This window comes from Cytobacillus sp. OWB-43 (assembly GCF_034651445.1).
Lineage (GTDB): Bacteria > Bacillota > Bacilli > Bacillales > Cytobacillaceae > Cytobacillus > Cytobacillus kochii.
The window spans coordinates 994,691-1,013,692 of sequence record NZ_JAYEFF010000001.1 but is presented as its reverse complement, the minus strand read 5'-3'; the positions used below and the strand labels follow the sequence as shown (position 1 = coordinate 1,013,692).

Annotated in this window: 19 protein-coding genes; 13 read left to right on the top strand and 6 right to left on the bottom strand. The window is 34.4% G+C overall.

Features of this window, described 5'->3' with window-relative positions:
* The first annotated feature begins 540 nt into the window (after positions 1 to 540).
* Positions 541 to 693, top strand: a complete 153-nt coding sequence (locus tag U9M49_RS04990; RefSeq protein ID WP_157733977.1) for a hypothetical protein — start codon at positions 541 to 543, stop codon at positions 691 to 693.
* A 29-nt stretch (positions 694 to 722) separates the two neighbouring features.
* Here U9M49_RS04990 and U9M49_RS04985 read toward each other — a convergent pair whose 3' ends face one another.
* A complete protein-coding gene (locus U9M49_RS04985; protein WP_095373160.1) occupies positions 723 to 869 on the bottom strand; it encodes a hypothetical protein in 147 nt (48 codons plus the stop codon).
* A 120-nt stretch (positions 870 to 989) separates the two neighbouring features.
* Between U9M49_RS04985 and U9M49_RS04980 the strand changes: the two genes are divergently transcribed.
* Entirely contained in the window at positions 990 to 1,181 is a 192-nt protein-coding gene (locus tag U9M49_RS04980) for a cold-inducible protein YdjO-related protein (protein ID WP_095373161.1), read from the top strand.
* Between the two features lie 118 nt (positions 1,182 to 1,299).
* Here U9M49_RS04980 and yhfH read toward each other — a convergent pair whose 3' ends face one another.
* Positions 1,300 to 1,431, bottom strand: coding sequence for a protein YhfH (gene yhfH / locus U9M49_RS04975; protein WP_224936580.1), 132 nt, complete (start codon positions 1,429 to 1,431; stop codon positions 1,300 to 1,302).
* A gap of 300 nt (positions 1,432 to 1,731) precedes the next feature.
* Between yhfH and U9M49_RS04970 the strand changes: the two genes are divergently transcribed.
* Entirely contained in the window at positions 1,732 to 2,568 is an 837-nt protein-coding gene (locus U9M49_RS04970; RefSeq protein ID WP_322909414.1) for a LysM peptidoglycan-binding and 3D domain-containing protein, read from the top strand.
* A 625-nt stretch (positions 2,569 to 3,193) separates the two neighbouring features.
* Here the strand turns inward: U9M49_RS04970 and U9M49_RS04965 are convergent.
* The gene (locus U9M49_RS04965; protein WP_322909413.1) at positions 3,194 to 3,889 is read right to left on the bottom strand and encodes a hypothetical protein; all 696 of its coding nucleotides are present in this window, start codon (positions 3,887 to 3,889) and stop codon (positions 3,194 to 3,196) included.
* A gap of 366 nt (positions 3,890 to 4,255) precedes the next feature.
* Here U9M49_RS04965 and U9M49_RS04960 point away from each other — a divergent pair, with 366 nt between their 5' ends.
* The 7 genes from U9M49_RS04960 (at position 4,256) to U9M49_RS04930 (ending at position 12,743) form a co-directional block, all read left to right on the top strand.
* Entirely contained in the window at positions 4,256 to 4,837 is a 582-nt protein-coding gene (locus U9M49_RS04960) for a TerD family protein (RefSeq protein ID WP_095373165.1), read from the top strand.
* A gap of 28 nt (positions 4,838 to 4,865) precedes the next feature.
* Positions 4,866 to 5,444: a TerD family protein gene (locus U9M49_RS04955; protein WP_095373166.1), complete on the top strand. Its 579-nt coding sequence runs from the start codon at positions 4,866 to 4,868 to the stop codon at positions 5,442 to 5,444.
* A gap of 199 nt (positions 5,445 to 5,643) precedes the next feature.
* On the top strand, positions 5,644 to 6,453 hold the full coding sequence (locus U9M49_RS04950; protein ID WP_322909679.1) for an alpha/beta hydrolase: 810 nt from the start codon (positions 5,644 to 5,646) through the stop codon (positions 6,451 to 6,453).
* 87 nt (positions 6,454 to 6,540) lie between these two features.
* Entirely contained in the window at positions 6,541 to 8,778 is a 2,238-nt protein-coding gene (locus U9M49_RS04945; protein WP_307313710.1) for an AAA domain-containing protein, read from the top strand.
* 106 nt (positions 8,779 to 8,884) lie between these two features.
* Positions 8,885 to 10,960 carry a PBP1A family penicillin-binding protein gene (locus tag U9M49_RS04940; protein WP_322909412.1) on the top strand — a complete coding sequence of 692 codons (2,076 nt, stop codon included), beginning with the start codon at positions 8,885 to 8,887 and terminating at the stop codon, positions 10,958 to 10,960.
* 465 nt (positions 10,961 to 11,425) lie between these two features.
* Positions 11,426 to 11,968, top strand: coding sequence for an HD domain-containing protein (locus U9M49_RS04935; protein ID WP_095373168.1), 543 nt, complete (start codon positions 11,426 to 11,428; stop codon positions 11,966 to 11,968).
* A 340-nt stretch (positions 11,969 to 12,308) separates the two neighbouring features.
* Positions 12,309 to 12,743 (top strand): peptidylprolyl isomerase, encoded by a 435-nt coding sequence (locus U9M49_RS04930; protein ID WP_322909411.1) that lies wholly within the window; start codon positions 12,309 to 12,311, stop codon positions 12,741 to 12,743.
* Between the two features lie 321 nt (positions 12,744 to 13,064).
* Here U9M49_RS04930 and U9M49_RS04925 read toward each other — a convergent pair whose 3' ends face one another.
* From U9M49_RS04925 to U9M49_RS04920, 3 genes are all read right to left on the bottom strand, one after another.
* Positions 13,065 to 13,907, bottom strand: a complete 843-nt coding sequence (locus U9M49_RS04925) for a DUF2935 domain-containing protein (RefSeq protein WP_322909410.1) — start codon at positions 13,905 to 13,907, stop codon at positions 13,065 to 13,067.
* A gap of 774 nt (positions 13,908 to 14,681) precedes the next feature.
* Positions 14,682 to 14,852: a DUF4083 family protein gene (locus U9M49_RS22665; protein WP_416337090.1), complete on the bottom strand. Its 171-nt coding sequence runs from the start codon at positions 14,850 to 14,852 to the stop codon at positions 14,682 to 14,684.
* A gap of 81 nt (positions 14,853 to 14,933) precedes the next feature.
* Positions 14,934 to 15,962, bottom strand: a complete 1,029-nt coding sequence (locus U9M49_RS04920; protein ID WP_322909409.1) for a DctP family TRAP transporter solute-binding subunit — start codon at positions 15,960 to 15,962, stop codon at positions 14,934 to 14,936.
* Positions 15,963 to 16,154: 192 nt separating this feature from the next.
* Here U9M49_RS04920 and U9M49_RS04915 point away from each other — a divergent pair, with 192 nt between their 5' ends.
* The 3 genes from U9M49_RS04915 to U9M49_RS04905 all read left to right on the top strand — a co-directional run bounded on the left by U9M49_RS04915 (position 16,155) and on the right by U9M49_RS04905 (position 18,994).
* Positions 16,155 to 16,703, top strand: coding sequence for a TRAP transporter small permease (locus U9M49_RS04915; protein ID WP_095373173.1), 549 nt, complete (start codon positions 16,155 to 16,157; stop codon positions 16,701 to 16,703).
* Positions 16,700 to 17,968, top strand: a complete 1,269-nt coding sequence (locus U9M49_RS04910) for a TRAP transporter large permease (protein WP_095373174.1) — start codon at positions 16,700 to 16,702, stop codon at positions 17,966 to 17,968. Before U9M49_RS04915 ends, U9M49_RS04910 begins: the two co-directional genes overlap by 4 nt.
* Before the next feature lie 255 nt (positions 17,969 to 18,223).
* Complete coding sequence (locus tag U9M49_RS04905; RefSeq protein WP_095373175.1) at positions 18,224 to 18,994, top strand: DeoR/GlpR family DNA-binding transcription regulator; 771 nt, start codon at positions 18,224 to 18,226, stop codon at positions 18,992 to 18,994.
* Positions 18,995 to 19,002 lie beyond the last annotated feature (8 nt).

Below are 19,002 nucleotides of genomic sequence, written 5' to 3'. Positions count from 1 at the left end.
TACGAAACTGTCTTAAAATTGATCGATAAATAAAACGCGAAGCAGCCGTAATGGCTGCTTTATTATTTTTTAATACTTCTGTTTTTAATTTTTTTGAATTTTGTTATGCTACATTGTCAAATTTCCGCAACTTCAGGTTGGAACCATTTACTTTCAACTTGCAAAAAAGTATTCAATAAAGAATAATCTTCTGTATTATATTTTTGGAATTTTCCTCCGAGTTTATCTTTTTATTTCTTCCAGCCTTCAACCTACCTGTGTTCATGTTAATATTCATCAACCAGTCAAATTCTGCAAAAGTCTAATGAAAATGAAATAGAAGTTTTTTGTCATAGGCTTATCTTTTTTTAGCTAAGAAGGTATTCATATTAATCATGTGAACAGTTATTCCACTGCTATTTAAATCGATGACCATTGATTCCAAGTGTGATGGCTTCTATCTATGCAATCATGTTGGACAATAGTACATAAATGCTTGAGAAGTGTATGAAACAGTGAAATTTGAACACAATAGTATTACATGAAGGGAGGATAACAGATTTGAAAGAGTATGAGGATATGCCTTTAAGTGAATCCAAAAATCTTTATGAGAATCTATCCTTGCTAAATGGTGATTTAGAAAATTTAGATGAAAATTGGGATGTTGTTGAAGGTATTGACATCGCGATTCCAAGAAAAAAATCACAGAATTAAGTTAAAGAAGCTGCTTACTGGCAGCTTCTTTAGTTACGCTCATTTTTTGAATTTAAATATTTTGCAGCTAATAATGCTTTCACTTCATTATAAGATAAACCAGACTGTTGATTCAGTCGTTTCACTTCATTAATATCAGTTCCTGCTACTGTATATCGTTTTTCTTTTGATGACATTTATATTCACCTCTTTTATAGTTTACGTTACTTACGAAAAAATACACAGAATTAAATTCATTAATCCAAGCAAAGTTGTCCATACTAATAGTAGAAGATAAAATTTAGAGGGGGATCACGATGTTTTTTAATAAAAAAGCACAAGAAGAAAAACCTGAAGTAGTGATTTTAAGTACGGATGTATATGCTTGTCTAGATAATACATGTAATGGCTGGATGAGAAAGGATTTTGTATCTGTAGATTTGAAATGCCCTTTATGTGGTAGTGACACAACTTTAGAAGTAAGAGATCTCCCAGAAATCTTAATGTAATTTGACTCCAGTTAAAAATAAAGCAATTAGCATAGTATTTTTGTGATAATCGCTTTATTTTTAGCAAGATTAATACAAAAACCGTGTAGTCTATAGCGACTACACGGTTTTTGTCGTTCTATTCACCTTTTTTTGAAAGACAACGATCACATTCCATTAAGTAGGATTCCGCTTGTTCCTCCATTATTTGACCGCACTCTGGGCATACCTTCTTAGGTAAAGTTTGAAAAAATTCTACTGGACTCATCATTTTCTTCCATCTCCTTTTATATAACAATTATTTTATCATTCCTTCTGTTATGATACAGTATACACGATTAAAATAAAAATGTGTACCTATTTTTTGAATTTTTTAATAAAAAGGAAGAAAAATTTTCATTTTAAGGAAGAAGAATTACTATTAATACATTTATTAAGCAACAACCCTCATTTTGTTAAACTTCTGTTATATAAGTCATTAGATTATTATTGTCCTGTTCTTTTCCTGTAACGAACTTTTGTTATGATTATCACCGTTAGCTAATACAAGCTATACAGGAGGTTATGCGAAATGAAAAAATCAGTATTATCATTTTTAGCTGTAGCAACTATTGCAGGAGGAGCTGCAGCAAGCGTGCAAGCCGAGGAAGTAACTGTCAAAAAAGGAGATACAATATGGAGCATCTCACAAAAATACAATACGACAGTTGAACAGGTTAAAGAGTGGAATAACTTATCTTCAAATACAATTTATATTGAAGATGTGTTAAACGTATATGAGGAAGAAAAATATAAAGTAAATAAAGGCGACACGCTTTGGGGCATTGCAAAAGAGCTTGATGTGAAGGTTGATTCAATAAAAAACTGGAACAATTTAAGTTCAGAAGTGATACACCCTGGCCAAGAGCTTGTTGTATATCCCGGTGCACCGAGTAGTATCGTAAAAGAAAGCCCGGTACATACTCCGGTAGAAAATACCGAATCTACACCAACTAAAGAAGAAAAACCAGTGGTGAATGAAGATACGAACAAAGAACAGGCAAAAGAAGAACCTGCAGAGACAGTAGATGCACCTAAGGAAGAGAAAAATACAAACAATACCCCTTCAGAAGAAGGAGCAAAAGAAATTACAATGGAAGCAACTGCATATACAGCATCTTGTGAGGGGTGTTCTGGTGTAACAGCAACTGGGATTAACTTAAAAGAGAATCCAGATGCGAAGGTCATTTCAGTTGATCCAAATGTTATTCCACTTGGCACAAAAGTATATGTAGAAGGTTATGGTGAAGCAATCGCAGGAGATACTGGCGGTGCAATTAAAGGAAATAAAATTGATATCTTTATTCCAAATAAAGAGGATGCCATTAATTATGGTAGACAATCAGTAAAAGTAACAATCTTAGATTAATTGTTAAATAGAAAATGGTTAAACTAGTATGATAGTTAGGTGACAAGTCCGAACACATTTTAAACCTATAAAGGTTTATGTGTTCGGATTTTTTTGCTCTATGGGTCTTTCTTAGACTGAAAGAAAGAGTTGTGATCACTGCTATTTCGTATTCAAGTTTCATTATATTTTTTTCTTTGAACGTTGCACAACCCCTTTTTACTCAACCATCTTGCGCAATGTACGAACTAAACTTATTTTGCCTTGTTATTTTTTGCTATGATTTTAGGAGTATATATCCTTATTCTCTACTAAAAAATTATTATAGACTCAGGTTCTGTTTATTGGACTGTGCCAAACCTGCCTTAAGGTCCAACATAAACAATATGCAAGTTGAATGCACTTGTCATTATTAAAAAGGAAAATGAGAAAAAGAAAGGTAATAATCATTATAGTGATTTAACATATCAGTGGAGGAAAAAACAACACTCATTTCAATAGATTCGTTAAATTACTAATAAAACGAAGAAATCTATATTATGTAATTTCTGAAATTACGGATGATGAGTGCAACGGGGAAATAAATGCGCGATGAGGCAATTAAAATAAACCAAAATCATCGCGCAAGGAAAAATATAAACCGGACTTATTTATTTTTGTTTTTCTCCTCATGATGAACAAAAAAACTTTTTACTGGAGAAATAAGTGACTTAAAGTTTTCTGTAAGGTAAGCTGTTCTTTCAAAAATAATCGATTTTAAATGATCGATTTGTCTTGATAATTTCTCATTAAGTGCATCTTGAGATTCGAGTTTTTCCATAACAGATTGATGATAGATATCTTGTGTTTCTATTTTGTCTTTAATAGTAGCTTGATCATCGGTAATGACTGTTAATTCCTCTAGGATTTTTTCAGTCGGTTTCTCAAGGTTATCTAATTTTCGTGAAAGTTCTAAGATAGCTGTTTCCTGAATAGATGATTGTGCTAATAGAGTTTCATATGAAGACTGACTAGTTCTTAGTTGAATTAGTAATTCTTCGTTTTTATTTTCAATTTGTTGAAGATAACCATTCATTTCGAGTTGGTTTTGCTCTTGAGCTTGGTAGGCTGATTGAAGAGCAGTCCAGTCCTCATTGTATTGCTGTATATTTTTTTCGTGGCGTATACTCTCATCTTTAGCAAAGCTCATTAAATCTTCATACGTCTCCTCTAACTGATGTTGTAAATCGCGATGCTGTTTTGATACTTTATGATTAAGCTGTGATTGTTCTTCTAAAAGGTTAGATAGATAATTTTTTCTATATACATCTTGATTACTAGTGATTTTTTCCTTAAGAAACAATGATGGTGTTACTTGCTCATGTTTAGACAGAATATAAACCTCCCTTCAGATCTGTTTTTATAGCATATGAGTGTCGTTGTTAAACTGTGGCAATAATAGGCACTCACCTATTAAATGAAAAATTTTTGAAACCATTTATCAGGAGTTTACGTATGTATTATAGACAGGATGCGAAAGAAAATGAGAGTCAGAAATGAAAGAACTCCATTTTCCATAAGCATAAGAAACCATGCTAATTGAATAGGTTTTTTTCACTTGCTTTTTTAAGAAGAAAAGCGAGGGTATATCAGTTTACGTTTTTCTAATAAACGTTTAAACTGAATGTATACATATTTACAATTTTCAATGAAAAGGGAGAGATGAAAAGTGGCAATTTCATTATCAAAAGGACAAAAAATTGATTTAACCAAAACAAATCCAGGGCTATCTCAAGTCGTTATCGGTCTTGGTTGGGATACAAATAAGTATGATGGCGGCCAAGATTTTGACTTAGATACTAGTGTGTTTTTATTAGATGAATCTGGAAAATGTTCTTCGGATAAAGACTTTATTTTCTACAATCAATTAGAAGGTGGAAATGGATCAGTTGTACATGCAGGAGATAATCGCACGGGTGTGGGTGATGGCGATGACGAAAGTGTAAAAGTTGACTTATCCAATGTACCTGCTTCTATTGCAAAAATCTCGTTTGTAATTACGATTCATGATGCAGAGGGAAGAGGGCAAAATTTCGGACAAGTATCTAATTCTTATGTTCGTATCTTAAATGAAGAAAACAATGAAGAATTGATTCGTTATGATTTGGGAGAAGACTTCTCTATTGAAACAGCTGTAATTGTTGGGGAATTATACCGTCATAATGGCGAATGGAAATTCTCTGCAATTGGTTCAGGCTATCAAGGTGGTTTGGCAAGAATTGCAACTGATTACGGCTTACAAGTAGGATAATCTTAACGCGATAAAAGGGGGAGTCTCTTTGGCTATTCAATTATCAAAAGGACAAAGAATCGATTTAACGAAAACAAACCCGGGATTAACTAGGGCAGTGATCGGTCTCGGTTGGGATACAAATAAGTATAATGGCGGGGAATCCTTTGACCTAGATGCTTCTGCATTTTTAGCAGATCATCAAAACCGTTGCCAGCAAGATCAAGATTTTGTTTTCTACAATCAGTTGGAACATCCATCAGGTTCGGTCATTCATACAGGAGACAATCGTACCGGTGAAGGAGATGGAGATGATGAACAATTAATTGTCGAATTTTCAAAAATCCCTTCAACTGTTGATCGTATCGGAATTGCTGTTACCATTCATGATGCAGAATTAAGAAAGCAAAATTTCGGACAAGTTTCTAATGCGTTTGTCCGTTTAGTAAATGAAGAAACAAATGAAGAACTTCTACGTTATGATTTAGGAGAAGATTTTTCCATTGAAACAGCTGTTGTTGTATGTGAGCTTTATCGCCACAATAACGAATGGAAATTTAATGCCATTGGTAGTGGCTTCTCAGGTGGACTAGCAGCATTATGTAAAAACTATGGCTTAGAAGTATAAGGAAGAGAGGCTCAATCATTTTTAAAAATGATTGAGCCTCTTTCATATATCTCTGGTTCAATCTTGATTTAAGAGAGTCATTCTTTACGACAAGGACGTTCTATAATAAGTAACTAAATATGCAAAATCTTAATATTGAAAGCATATTAGAAAAGTATTCATGAATCAGTCATATTTTAAAGGAAGATAGGTGAAATTAGTGACTTTGAAGTATACAGAACACGGTGATAAAAGTGCTTCTTTAATCGTATTTTTACATGGTGGTGGCGTAAGTGGTTGGATGTGGGATAAACAAATTCAACCTTTTTCGAACTATTATTGTATTGTTCCAGATTTACCTGAGCATGGTTTGCACAGTGATGATATTAAATTTACTATAAAAGGTAGTGCAGAATTAGTTATAAACTTACTCGAACAAAAAGCAAACGGTAAGAAAATAATATTAATCGGCTTTTCATTAGGTGCTCAAGTGATTATACAAATATTAAGCATGAAACCATATTTAATAGATTTCGCCATCATCAATAGTGCGTTGGTCAGGCCATATCCATACACAGAAAAATTGATAAAAACCACAGTTAAATGGTCATTTCCTTTAATCAAACATAAATACTTCTCCAAGATCCAAGCTAAAATATTGTATGTGAACGAAGCCTACTTTGACAAATATTATGAAGAAAGTGCTCGAATGAAGATTGAAACTCTCATGAGAGTATTACAAGAGAACATGTCGTTTCGAATACCTAAAGAATTTAAAATGGCAAAAACTAAAATATTGGTTACTGTCGGTGAGAAAGAAAAAGCAGTCATGAAAAAATCTGCAACAGACATTGTAGCTTCACATTTAAATTGCCAAGGCGTGACTTTACTGAAAATTGGCCATGGATTTCCTTTGGCAAAACCTGACTTATTTACTTATATCGTTGAAACGTGGTTACTAAAAGGTGATTTACCAAACGAATGTAGCGAGATTAGATCATTTTGTACTGAGTATGGTGCTGAAGACTAATTACCTTTTTATTGCAAGCAGAGTCTACTTGTTTGTAAATATGGTATAGTAAATATTTATGAATGAAAACAAAGGAAGTATGAGCAAATGGTATCAACAAAAGTTTATATAAAAGAGTGGCAAAAAGCGATTGCAGCAGAAATCAGTCACTTAAAACAATATGGTAGTAAGAGTTTTCATATTTTTGCTGGAAGAAAATTAGATGCAAAAGAGGGCTATAGCTATTACTTTGAAGTCCATTTTCCATTATCAATTCCAATTGGTTCAACCATTACCGTTCTTTGGGGAGAAAGAAAGTCAAAGGGCCGAATGGTATCTGTAGAAGGAAAAAATATTATTGTAACGATAGAAGATTATTTCGGTGAAGAGATTCATGAAGCCCATTTGCAGCATGACCCTTGGGAGTTATTAGATCAACTCTATCAGAGGATAGCGGAAATAAAGGATCAAAAGAAAAAAAGAGTAAGAATAAAGCATCTAATGAATCCCTCAACTGAGGTGAAGCATCCGCAAGATAAAATTAAATCATCATTACATGAGTTAGTACTACGATCGAAGTATAATCCAATTACTTATATTTGGGGACCTCCTGGAACCGGTAAAACCTATACGTTAGCAAGAGTAGCTGCAAATCAATATTTAAAAAAGAAGCGGATATTAATTGTCGCACATAGTAATCAAGCAGTGGATGTACTCATGGCAGAAGTTTATCAGTTTCTCTTGAAAAAGGATAAATACAATCTTGGTGATCTATTAAGGTATGGCAGACAATCAGATGAATTCATGAAGCAGTTTGTTTCAATTACAGCGACTGGCTTATTGAACATGAGCGATGGTGATTTAATAGAAGAGAAAAATCAATTAATGGAGGAAAGAGCAGGATTAAAATTAGATCTATCCTCTTCCTTTAGCCAACGTGATAGTAGGCAATTAGTTGAAATAGAAAAAAAGCTTCATACATTACATGAAAAACTAAAGAAAAAAGAAAATACTCTAGTAAAGCAATCAAGAATCATTGGCACAACCTTGGCGAAAATGGCAACTGATACCTTAATCTATGAAGATGAATTCGACTATATCATTTTAGATGAAGCAAGTATGGCATATATCCCTCAAATTGCCCTTGCGACTTCACTAGGAAAACGGACAATTATCTGTGGAGATTTTAAACAACTACCGCCAATAGCTTCAGCAAAGCATCCTTTAGTAAAAAAATGGTTGCAAGAAGATATTTTCCATCATGCCGGTGTTGTAAGTCAAGAGAATAAAGGGAAACTGCATCCGCAGTTGTTCTTATTAAATGAACAAAGAAGAATGCACCCAGATATATCGAAATTCACGAATGAATATATTTATCAATCCCTCGTTGTCGATCATCCATCTGTCTATCAAACGAGAGAGAACATTGTAGAAAGTCATCCATTTCCTCAACGTGCCTCTATATTGTTAGATACATCAAGTACAGGTGCCTATTGCATAAAGGAAAAATCAACGCATTCACGTGTGAACCTATGGCAACTATTGCTCTCTTTTCAACTCATTCATGAAGCTTATAAGGCGGGTAATCGCTCAATAGGCTATGTCACACCTTATAGGGCACAAGCGATATTAATGACACAGTTCTTAGATGAAGTCTATGAGAAAGAGAAAATGACTGCGCAAATTGTGTCAGCGACTGTCCATCGCTTTCAAGGGAGTGAACAGGATATGATGATATTTGATACAGTCGATGGGGATCCTGAAACGAGACCAGGTGTGTTATTAACCGGTCAAAATAGTGAACGATTATTAAATGTTGCTCTCACACGTACAAAAGGAAAGTTTATCCATATAGCAAATGGTACGTTTATAAGGCAGCATGTATCAAGTAAGAAAATATGGAAAAAATTATGGCAACATCAAACGAGCGAAGGACATGTGATTGGCCCCGCTGAAATAGGGCAATGGATGAATCATTCTCATCCGAAATTGTCTTGGCATTATGCTAAAAAGCGTGAACGCCTACTATATGATTTACATCATGCTAAGAAGCAAGTAATCATTGGATTGCCGAAAATATTTAGTGTTGGGTCCTCTTATATAGAGGTATTTCGATCATTAATGAAAAGGAATTTACTTACGATTTGTAGCGAGTCTCATTTATCTGAGCTTCCTTCGGCTAATCATATAAAAGGTCATCCTTGCTTTGCTTTTATCTTGATTGATGATGATATTTTATGGCTTGGAGCTCCTTTTGAAGCAATGACTAATCTATTACCCCCTTATGTCAGTGCAAGAATCATATCAAATACATTAGTCAACTGGGTTAAATCTAATGGTTGGTAGAAGAATAATATAAAAGTGAAACTTATTTTTATTTATTACGTTCTATTTAATAGAGGAGAGGAAATAAAAACTTTTCACTATTGCATTTATATGAAGGAGTAAAACAATGAAAGCTCAACTAAAAGAGAGATTAAAAACATTATGGCAATGGATAAAGAAGTTTTGGAAAAGATATCATTTAACGCAAATCGGATTATTATTAGGTTTGACTTTTATTTTACTTGCGATTCTATTTTTTGCCTTTCTTGCCGTAAATGCCAATGTTTCTACATTACAAGAAGGATTAAAGCAGTCTACGATCATATATGATAAGGATGGGGATGAAGCGTCAAGCTTTGCCACAAATCGTAGTGAAGGAGTAACATTTGAAGATTTACCAGAACATTTACCAAATGCGGTTGTTGCCATAGAGGATGAACGCTTTTATCAACATAATGGCTTTGATTTAAAAGGAATGACAAGGGCATTTGTAAGCAATCTATTTGCTGGTAGAATCACAGGTGGAGGTAGTACAGTCACACAGCAATTAGCTAAGAATGCACTACTAACATCTGAACAGACATACCGCCGAAAAATAGAAGAACTATTTCTTGCAGTTGAAATTGAAAAAGAATATGAAAAAGAAGATATACTACAGATGTACTTAAATCAAGTTTACTTTGGTAGTGGTGCCTGGGGAATTGACAGTGCCGCCAACCAATACTTCAGTAAAAATGTCGGTGAGTTAACAATAAGTGAATCAGCCATGCTTGCAGGTTTATTGCAATCACCTTCTTATCTGGACCCTTATAAAAACTATGAAGGCGCAATGAAAAGAAGAAATATCGTATTAGCTAAAATGCAGGAACTGAACATGATTACTACTGCTGAGTACGAAACAGCAGTTGCTGAAGAGATTGTCTTAAAAGAAGGGGAAAAAAATACATTCGAGAGACAATACCCTTACTATGTAGATGCGGTATTAGATGAAGCGATCAACCGTTATGGTTTAACTCAAGAGGAAATTTTCACAAGAGGATATAAAATATATACACAAATGGACCAAAATATCCAAGCAAATTTAGAAGTGACTTATCATAATGACTCTCTATTCCCGAATGGTAATGGAAGTACTCTTGTTCAGAGTGGAGCTGTTCTACTCGATCCACAAACTGGTGGCGTCCGTGCAGTGGTTGGTGGGCGAGGTGAACATGTTTTTAGAGGATTTAACCGTGCCACACATATAAAGGCACAACCAGGGTCAACCTTAAAGCCGCTTGCTGCCTATACCCCTGCGCTTGAAGAAGGTTATGAGCCAGATTCAATGTTACAAGATGAAAAAGTTACTTATGGGGACTACACACCAACAAATGTGAACGATCAATACCTTGGTGAAGTAGAGATGACAAAAGCTGTTGCTGAATCTATTAATGCACCTGCTGTCTGGTTACTAGATCAGATTGGATTAACAAAAGGGTTAGATTCCTTGCAGCGATTTGGCATTCCTTATGAAAAGGAAGATGAGTATTTAGGTATTGCTTTAGGTGGTATGCATAAAGGGATTTCTCCTTTAACACTAGCAGAAGCTTATTCTACTTTCCCAAATGAAGGGAAGCGGTATGATGCTCATTTTATTACGAAAATCGTTGGTCCAACTGGTAATGAGATTGTTGCCCATGATGATAAAGCTACAAAGGTCACATCAAAATCAGTCGCAAAAAAAATGGATACAATGCTTGCAGATGTCATTGAAAATGGAACCGGCGCAGGTGCCAAAATAGAGGGTGTGTCACTTGCTGGGAAAACAGGTTCGACTCAATTGCCATATGCTGATTTAAATGGAACAAAAGATCAATGGTTTGTTGGTTATACAGATGAAATCGTTGGCGCAGTGTGGTTGGGGTATGATAAAACGGACCGAGAACATTACTTATCAGGAAGCACCTCGACAAATGTTGTACCGGTTTTCAAAGCGGTAATGGAAGGCGCTATTGAACCTAAAGAAGTCAACAACAGCACGGGCGAAACTTTTAACAAAGCAAAAGAGAAAATGGAAACAACCATTAAAGAACAATCTGACAAACTAGGGGAAAAAATAAAAGAAGAACTACCCGTTTGGAAAGAATTTATGAAAGAAAGCATTGAAGACGGAAAAGATTTCGCGAGATACTTGCGCGATAAATGGAATGAATATGTAAATTAAGAAGGAAGTAGATGGGAGTTAAGTATTCTAGTTGAGGATTTATCCGAATGATTAGTAGTATACATATCTAATCATTCGGTTTTTTTGTGTTTTTATTCTTATATAAAAAAATAGTGCAATGGAATGGGCTTTCTTACAACTGATTTTTATAGAACATCATTGGTGATTGTTCGTTTTTAAGGTTAGATCATTTTAGTTTTGTCCCAGTCTTTTTCTTACGATGAGTCAATGATGTTTTTTTATGAGGTGGTAGAGACATTGCTCACAAACATTTTTGTTAGATAATCAAACAAAACACTAGCAATTTTAAGAGAAAATAAGTAAAATGTATAGTTAAAATATCAATTTCCACATAATATGCCCTAACACTTTCGACAATAATAATGTATATGATAACTTTATAAGCCAACGTTTGTTTAGCGGGGTATAAATATGGTAAAGGATAAAAAGAGGAGGTTATTTTTTATGAGAGATGTTACATTAACTAATATTTTTGATCATCATATTGCCAAAAAATATGTGACAAGATCAGGTCTTGCCCATGCTGTAGCGGTTGCTTATCACGCAGTGAAATTAGCAAAGATAGAAAATGTGGATGTCGACTTAGCTGCAAAAGCAGGGTTTTTACATGATATCGGTCATTACACTTGGTATAATCAAAATGGTAAATGGGACTATGAGTTATATCGTAAAAACGATATTCATGCGATCAAAGGAGCGGAAAGAGCCCATAAATTACTGATTCGCTTAGGTGAAAATCCGATTAGAGCCAAACAAGTCTCACTTGCAATATTATTTCATACTGATTCTTTCTTACCAGGTGGAGAAGTGGATCGTACGGCCTTACAATCCATTGTTAAAAGAGCAGATGAAAAGGATGAAGAACCAGGAGGAGCCCATCATTATCGGACCATTACTGCTGACAAAGCAAGGCAAAGTCTACAAAAGTTAGACAGTATCATTGATCGTCATTTAACTCAACAACTTCAGCAAAGACAAGCTGAATAAATGGCACTTCATACAAACGAAGGGCTATTTATTTTGCTTAAAGTTGGAGGATTTTGTCATATGAATAACGAATATTATTAACATCTACATAAGGATGGTGATGATATGCAAAAACGGACGAAAAGACAAACTTTTAACACTGAAGAAATAAAATTCAACCTCACTACTTTTTTTCTCCATGTCTCATTTTATGCATCGATCATATTTCTTTTATTACTATTCTTAAGCTTATTTGGTACATAATAAATGCTTCATTTAAATTAATTAACCTTCAGATTTTATTCTTACATAAAAAAATGTTATGATAGAAAAGATTTTGAAATATAAAGGAGTGTTATACATGTCTGAAAAAGGATACATACAGCTACAAAATGGAGAAAAACTTGAATTTGAATTATACCCAAATGAAGCACCAGGTACAGTAGAAAACTTCAAAAAGTTGATTAACGAGGGCTTTTATAACGGGTTAACTTTCCACCGTGTGATTCCTGGATTCGTTTCTCAAGGTGGCTGTCCAACTGGTAATGGTACAGGTGGTCCAGGTTACACAATCAAATGTGAAACAGAAGGAAATCCACATAAACATGAAGAAGGATCACTTTCTATGGCTCATGCTGGTAAAGATACTGGTGGAAGCCAATTCTTCATCGTCCATGAACCTCAGCCGCATCTTAATGGTGTTCATACTGTGTTTGGTAAAGTAACTTCTGGTATGGAAGCTGTTAAAGCAATGAAAAATGGTGACGTAATGGAAAAAGTAGTTGTAGAAGACTAATAAAGCTAAGTAAGGCTCCTCTTTTATGAGGGGCTTTTTATTTTAAAAAAGGAATGGTTTAGGTTATTATTTTAAAAAAAAGAAAGAATATGCTTAAAGTATGAACGCATTCAGTAGAAAAATAAAATGTTCGCACTGTGATAAAAATATGAAGTTTAAAAAAGAGAGTAAGGGATTTTTTTTTCAGGACCTAAATTTAAAAAAGATAGAAAAATGAAAAGGTTCTACATATTAGATATGACTAATATGTAGAACCCTTTCTACTTTTTACGAAAGCCACCCGTTCGTTATATAAGGTTAGCCAAAATTTTCTGTCTTTGATCAGGATTTGGAACCACCTGTAAGATGTGCGTCAAACATATCAATGATTTCTAGGAACCTATCAGCTTCCCGGAAAACATGGTCGGCTAACAGAGGATGAATAATACTCTTAATTTTACATTGTTCAATTAAATCACGGGCTGTTTTCTTGAAGTCCCTTAGAGATGAAACTGACACCCGATTTTGATCCAGGAATTGATCTAAAAGTGGACCGGTTTGAGATTGTGGCCTCATAGATTCTAAGTCCTTTGCTTGATACAGCAATTGATCTAAATCATTGCTGAAATCCCGTGCTACATCAACCAGTTTCCTTTCTGACGGATCAAGGAGATGACCAATAAATTTTGCATGGTCTGCCATAATCCTTAAGAAGAAGACATTCTCTTTAATAATAGCATCTGGAAGCGCTTGTAATTTCCCTTCATTTAATTCAATTAATCGTTTTCTAAAATAATTAGCTTCCCTACTTGTATGGTCCACTAATAGTGGGAAATTATTTGCCCCCGGCAATTTGCATGTAAGAATTAGTCCTAGCACCTTCCTTTTAAATGCGAAAATATTAGTTGCAGCTTGTTGTACCTCTGAATTAAATCTTCTTATTTGTTCGGGATCTGTTTGATTATTAAAGGAATGTGCAGTTTGTTCGATTTGTTCAAATAAGCGATAAAATTGATTAGCCTCTTGAATTAGTTGAGTATCTTCTGCTCTAAAACCTAATCGAAGAAATAGAGAATGTTCTTTCATAATCCTAGCCCAAAAACGAATTTCATTTAAAGATCTCTCAACAAACAATCCGGATGTAACACCGGTATCAGCATGCAAAGATGTATCATCCCCGTTCATTCAATAACCTCCCTGAAATACTTCTTCTGTTCTATTCTATTCATATTTACATAGTCATTTGAATATGCCTTAAAGCAATTCCGTTTTATTTTGAAATCATGAAATAACGAGGACGAAATAATGCCTCCTCCTTTAAAAGGTCCTTTAATGAAAAAAGAGCGCTATCCTTGTTAAAGGATAACGCCGGATTGTTAAATCATTAAAGGGAGTGAGTTATTTTTTCAAATAAGTCACCTTCCCAACATATTGTTTTCACTCTTTTTCTAATAAACCACATCACCACTTGTTGAATAAAAAACGATAAATACACCTAACATTAAAACGAATATTGGTCTTTCACTCGATCAATAAAAAAATAAGTACCTGAGTATGCCAATAACCAAAATAATCATACAGGATATTGTTACTAATATTTTGGGATTTGGAATTTATCGAAAAAAGCGAAGTAGAATTGCCAGAAGTACGGTAACAAGGAACTGAAAAAGTAGAAAATACTCTTATAAAAGGGGTAGTTAAGAATAAGTCCTTGGAAAGCTTAGAGCAGTTTAGACAAACTTATATAACCAGAAGGCAGGAATATAGCGCAATGTTTTATCCTTCTATTACTCTTTTATTGTTTTTTATCGTAACCACTTATATTATGACAATGATACTTTTAAAAACATGAATATTTTTTATGATAGAAGAAGGTGATAAAGCTTTTATAATGCGGAAATCTCTTAGAAACGAATAAGAACATGATAATAAAGAAAAGCGCCCATTAAAGAACGCCTTCTATCTTTTCTTATTTGCTTCACTTTGCAATAATTCTATAATTTGGTCCAATTTTTGCTCTACCTCAAGGTTTGGTTTCATACTATTTTTCCGAAAAAGAAATTTTACAGCGGCAGTGAATATGAATAGAATAGCTAAAAGGAGGAGGAACAATATTAGTTGAAAGACCATATCCCCAGTCATTACCTATATCACCTCATTTAATCGCTTTCTAACCATTATACATGTTATAGTAATTATTGGAAATGTGGATTATCTTTTTTCAGCATCCTCAATAATATCTTCGCCAATAATTTCCTTCCATTTATCATACACTGGCTGTAAATGCTCTTTAAAAGCTTCTATCTCTTCATCAGTCAGTTCATTTATTTCTATATCGCTCTCATTTTGTATTTTTACATAAGCTTCATCATTGAGCTTTTCAGCAGAATCTCTAGCAATCTCTGTACCTGCGTCGATTCCAGCTTGCACAATACGCTTGCTCTCATCATTTAATCCATCCCAAAAAGTTGTGTTTGTTAGTAATGCATAGTCAACACGGTTCATACCGATAATGGTTAAGTACTCTTGTACTTCAGCAAACTTTTTCGATTCGATGTTGCTATACGGGTTATCTTGACCATCGACCGTTCCTTGTTGCAAGGCAGTATATAGCTCTCCGAAAGGGATCGAACTTGAGCCGGCCCCTAATGATTTATATAGTTCTTCTAATAGTTGCCCTCCAGTTGTCCGCACTTTCAATCCAGCAAAATCACTTGGAGAGGATATAGTACGGTTATTATTTGTCACATGCTTGGCTCCGTTTGGCCACATGGTTAACCCTAATACTTTATCTTTCTGTAAACGCGCTAATACTTCTTTCCCCTTTGGTCCATCCCAAAAATTTTCAGCAGCTTCATCATTTTCAAATAGAAAAGGCATACCTGGAATATTAAAACCGACTTCAGAACCAACTAATTTTGTCATTTCCGGCATGATGAATTGAACATTATTGGCAATTAAGTTTTGATACTCATCTTTATCACCGAACAAGGAGCTATTAGGAAAAATCTCAACTCGGATCTTCCCATTGGATTGTTCTTCAATCACTTCTTTCATTTTTAATGCCCCTTTATGCTTGGGGGTATTTTCTGCAACTACGTGGGATATCTTAATAGTCATTGCTTGAACGCCGTTTACTTGGGTAGCATCTGCATGTGTAGGGTGACTTTGACAACCAGACAGAAGTGTTCCAACGATAATCAAAAGGCAAAGGACAAAAATCGATTTTACTCTTAACATGGAAAAACCCCCCTAAGTTACAAAAGAAATCGCTTACAAAATAGTATATTGGATACAATATCTAGAATTATAACAAAATAAATGAAAATTGTGAATAAATAAAAATAAATAAATATTCTGTTTATTATTCATTTGTTTTATAGTAAAGTATAAATATTGGATACAATCTACAAAAGGGAGTTGATAATCGTCATGCTTAAGAAACTATCAAGCTTAGAAGAGGGAATGGCTGGTTTGTTATTTATTGCTGGTGTGTTTGTAAGTCTGTATGGGGTATTTACACGGTATATCCTCAATATGCCGCAAGCTTGGGTGACAGAGATTTTTGAATTTTTGATTGTTTGGTCCATCTTTTTGGGTTTTGGTATCGCTTTAAAAGAAAATCGTCATATCAGTGTAGAAATCCTATTTGATCGTTTATCTTACAAAGCAAAAATGATTATTAACTGTATTAGCAATTGTATCGGTGCGGGTTTTGCCTTTTTTTTAATGTTTACAAGCATTAAATTGGTAACGCTTACAAGAGTACAAGGTACTGAAACTGTTGACGTAGGTATTCCGATTTGGATTACTTTACTTGTATTACCTATCAGTATGGGACTACTAGGGCTTTACTTCATTAGAAAAGCTTATAGATCTGCTAAAGGAGACAAGAAAGAGTTAACAGGTGAAGTAGAAGAATTATATGAAGAAATTGAACAACAAAATAGAGAAAATCATAACAAGGGGGTTAGTTTATGAGTGCGATTATTGTCCTCTTTGTTGTATTTACGATTCTTTGTTTATTAAGAGTTCCAATCGCAGTCAGCCTTGGCCTATCTAGTATCGTTGCTTTATTTATGGTAGATTTTACGCTTTATACGGTTGGTTTGAAGATGTTTAATGCTTTAAACTCAGCAACTTTAATGGCGATTCCCGGATTCGTTTTTGCAGGGGTGATTATGTCCAAAGGTGGCATATCCTTTCACTTAATTGAAGCACTAAAATCATGGGTCGGTCATTTTCGCGGTGGATTAGCTGTTGTCACTATCCTTGCCTGCATGATTTTTGCTGCCATCTCAGGCTCAAGCCCAGCCACAGCTGCAGCAATTGGTGGGATTATGATTCCTGCGATGGTAAAGGCAGGTTACAGTAAAAGATATTCGATGGGTTTAGTGGCAGCTGCTGGAACGCTAGGTATATTAATCCCACCGTCCATTCCGTTAATTATTTATGCAACAGTTGCAGAAGCCTCAGTAGGTAAATTATTTGCTGCAGGAATAATCCCTGGTTTGCTACTAACAAGTTTACTTTTGTGTTCAGCTATATTTCATGCAAGGAGACATAATTATGGTAGATTAGAAAAAGTTCCCTTTCAATTGAGATGGAAAAAGACATATAAGGCAATCTGGGGCTTTTTACTACCCGTTTTTATTTTAGGTGGCATTTATAGTGGGGCTGTCACGCCAACTGAAGCAGCTTTTGTTTCTTGTTTATACGGTTTAATTGTGTCGATATTTATTTACAAAGAGATGACTTTTAATAAATTTCGAGAAGTATTAAAAGAGTCTATTAATATAACTGCGATGATTTTCTTAGTAATTGCTTCAGCCATGGTTTTTGGGATGTTCTTAACAACGGAACAAGTACCACAGATTTTTGCTCAATGGATTGAAGCTAGTGCAGCAAATAAGTGGATATTTATAATTGGTGTCAACTTGATGTTTTTCTTATTGGGGATGTTTCTGGAGGCAACAGCGATTATTTTAATCACTTTGCCAATCTTACTACCTGTATTAGTATTGTTTGATATCAATATCATACATTTTGCCATTATTATGACGATTAATATGGAGTTAGCGATGATTACTCCTCCGGTAGGGCTAAATCTATTCGTAGTTAGTGGAATTACAAAAGAAAAAATTGGTGAAGTGATTAGAGGTGTGGTTCCCTTTTATTTGCTTATGGTGGTTGCACTGATTCTTGTTATCATATTCCCTGAAATCTCTTTGCTGTTAGCAGAGTAAATCATTGAGTAATAGAGCCGTCCAAAGCAATGTCTTTGGCGGTCTTTTTGTGTTGTTATAAATCAACAAATATAAGAAATATGTAAAACCCTTTAAGCGGTTGTAAATGATATTTAAGGTTTTGTAAATGTTTGTGAGATTCTCTGACAGGATGGTATACATGTGATATTCTTGCTTATATAATAAAAAACAACATAAAACAAAATAAAACAAAGTAAAACAACAAAAGAATTTTGATTAAGGGAGCAAACATGGATGTCTCTACTAGCCGAAGAAAGAAAGAAGAAGATTATGAGTTTAATCCAAGAGTTTGGACAAGTGAAGGTTAATCAATTGGCGAAAGAATTTCATGTATCAACGGAAACCATTCGTAGATACTTAGAAGAATTATCAAATGAATATAAAATAAAAAAAGTTCATGGTGGTGCAGTCAAAGTTGAGCCTGTAAATAATGAATTGTCGATGTTTGAAAGAGAAATTCTTCATATCGACGAAAAGAAATTGATTGGTAAGAAAGCAGCTTCACTTGTTGAAGATGGTGATGTACTTTTCATTGATGAAGGAAGTACAACGATGCAGATGGCTGATGGTTTATTAATGAAAGAAGGCATTACAGTGATAACGAATTCCTTTCCCATCGCGATTAAATTAATGGAAAGAGAGGAGTTAAGAAGTTTCACAGGTGAACTTATCTTCTTAGGTGGACATGTTCGTAATGATCACTTCCGTACAACCGGATCTTTGGCAGAAAAAATGGCAAAAGAATTTTATGTCGATAAAGCATTTATTGCCATCGACGGTGTGGCTAATCAAGCTGGATTTACAAGTTATGACTTAGATAAATGTCTTCTGTCACAAGTTTTTATCTCGCAATCAAAAAAATCTTATGTGCTAAGTGATGATTCTAAGGTGGATAAGGTAGCCAATTATAAAATCGCCTCATTAGAAGAAGTGAATTACTTTATTACGAATATCGATTATTCGGACACAGTTGACCTTACTAAAGAACAATGGATACAGAGCTAAAAGGAGAG